General features: G+C 69.3%; 1 protein-coding gene and 1 pseudogene. Both read right to left on the reverse strand.

Going from position 1 to position 2216, the window contains the following annotated elements; translation table 11 throughout:
- Nucleotides 1-381 (reverse strand): annotated as a pseudogene (locus tag OOT08_RS01820) (ABC transporter permease); the annotation flags it as partial.
- A gap of 4 nt (nucleotides 382-385) precedes the next feature.
- The gene (locus OOT08_RS01825; RefSeq protein WP_325090859.1) at nucleotides 386-1924 is read right to left on the reverse strand and encodes an ABC transporter substrate-binding protein; all 1539 of its coding nucleotides are present in this window, start codon (nucleotides 1922-1924) and stop codon (nucleotides 386-388) included.
- Nucleotides 1925-2216: the final 292 nt, after the last annotated feature.

Consider the following 2216-nt stretch of genomic DNA (forward strand, 5'->3'; position numbering starts at 1 on the left):
GCCCGCGATGCCCGCCGTGTAGGGCAGGCGGTTCAGGATGATCGTGCCGACGGCCTCGTTCGAGGCGAAGGACGTGCCGAGATCGCCGGTGAGGACCCCGCGTACGTAGTCCCAGAACTGGACGAGCACGGGCTGGTTGAGCCCGAGCTGTTCCCTGATGCGCTCCACCTGCTCGGGGCTGGCCTCGGAGCCCGCGGCCACGAGGGCCGGGTCTCCGGGGAGCAGCTGCACGATCAGGAAGGTGAGCACGACCAGCACCGCGAAGCTCAGCACGAGGCTGAACGCGCGGCGGAGGACGAATCCGCCCCAGCCGGAGCGGGCGGGCCGCGTGGCGGCCAGCCCGATCCGCTGGGTGAGCGTGGGTTCCTGCACCTGCGTCATGTGCCTAGTTCTCGACGCGAACCGTGGCGGGGTCCAGCATGCCGCTGAAGGTCCGCACGGAGGTGTTCTTGTCGGAGATCACGGAGGCGGCGCCGCTGCCGAGCGGGAACACGTCCACGGCCTGCAGCACGGCGGCCTGGGCGGCCTCGAGCGACTGGCACTTACCCTCGACCGTGTCCGCGACCATGGCCTGGGTCAGCGCCTCGACGGCCTCGGTGTTCTTCGAGGCGGTGAAGCTGCGGCCGCCGTCCTCGATGGGGTCCCCGGTGATCTTGCCGAGGGCCGCGGTGGCGGTGCCGATCACGTTCAGGTCGACCATGACGGAGATGTCCCAGGAGTCCGGCTCCTGCGTGATTTTCGTCGCCCAGGAGCTGTTGTCCAGGTTGTCCAGGGTGACATCCGCCCCGGCGGCGCGCAGCGCCTCCTGGATGAACGTGTTGCCCGAGCCGTTCGGGCCGACGAGCTGGGTGCCGACGAAGCGGATCTTCACGCCGTCGAGGACCTTGCCGCCCGCGGCGGGGTCCAGCTTCGGCAGGTTCTTGCCGTCGGTGAGGGCGCACTGCAGGTCGGGGTTCACGAAGGTGGGGAACACCTCGCCGAGTCCGGCGGTGGAGGCCTTCATGAAGGCGGCGGGGTCGATGACCTGGGCGACGGCCTCGCGCAGGGCGCGGTCCGAGAACTGGCTGGAGTCGCGCTGGTTGAACATGAGGTAGTGCGAGGCGAAGGGCACGGCCTCGAGGCGGTAGCCCGTGTCCTCGGAGAAGCGCTCGATGTCGCGGTTCTTGATCGTGGCGTAGTCGATGTCGCCGGTGGACAGCTGGTTCGCGACCGTGCCGGGGTCGGAGACCACGGTGAAGGAGACCGCGTCGGGGACGTCCCCGGTCAGGGGCGTCGCGAACTCGGGCCACGCCGCGTAGTCGTCGCGGCTCGTGAAGACGTAGGAGATGCCGTGCTCGGCCTTGGTCAGCGTGTAGGGGCCGGAGAAGGCGCCCTCAACCGAGCCGGCGGCCAGCCCGTCGAGGTCGGCGAGGCCAGCCGGGCAGACGATGCCCGCGAAGGAGAGGGTCATGCCGTTTTCCAGGTCGGCCCAGGGCTCCGACAGGGACACCGTCACCGTGTTCGCCGCGTCGTCCGCGGTCACGGTCGGCGTGCCGGGGCCGAAGACCGCGCCCTTGTAGCTGGAGGCCGTCTCGGGGTCCGCGAAGTGCGTGAGCGAGTCCGCCACGACCGTGGGGGTGATCGCCGTGCCGTCGGCGCAGGTCGCGTCGGTGCGGATCGTGAAGGAGGCCTCGCTCGCGGTGGCCTCCCACTCGGTGGCGAGCCCGCCGACGAAGCCGCCGTCGGCGTCGCGTCGGATCAGGGTGTCGAACAGCAGGCGCGAGCCCACCTCGTCATCCAGGGAGGTTCCCTTCGCCGGGGCAAAGGTGCTCGGGTCGGCGCCGAACACCGTTCGGACCTCCGTGGCTGCCCCGGAGCCTGCGTCGGACCCGCCGCCCGGCGCGCTGCACGCGGTCAGGCTCAGGAGCGCGGCTCCGAGAATCACTGCACCAATTTTTCGCATGTCTTCCCTCAACTTCGTTGTTTGCGGTAGCACAACCCTGCTTCAATCGGTCGTACCCGTCCATTTTGGGCAGTGCGCGAGAACAGGCCGAAGATCTTCGCGTTTTTCTTGCGGAATCGACGCGGAGGGCGGTTTTTCTCATCTGGCCATCGCAGATGGGGGTTTTTCGCGCCACGATCCCCCCGACCCTGCGGGGGCGGGGGTGCTCGTGAGGCTAGTCGAAGATCTGGCTGAGGGCGAGGATCTCGGGGCCGCGACGCTCGAAGATCTTGCC

This window comes from Leucobacter sp. M11 (genome assembly GCF_035726885.1).
GTDB lineage: Bacteria > Actinomycetota > Actinomycetes > Actinomycetales > Microbacteriaceae > JAPFRB01.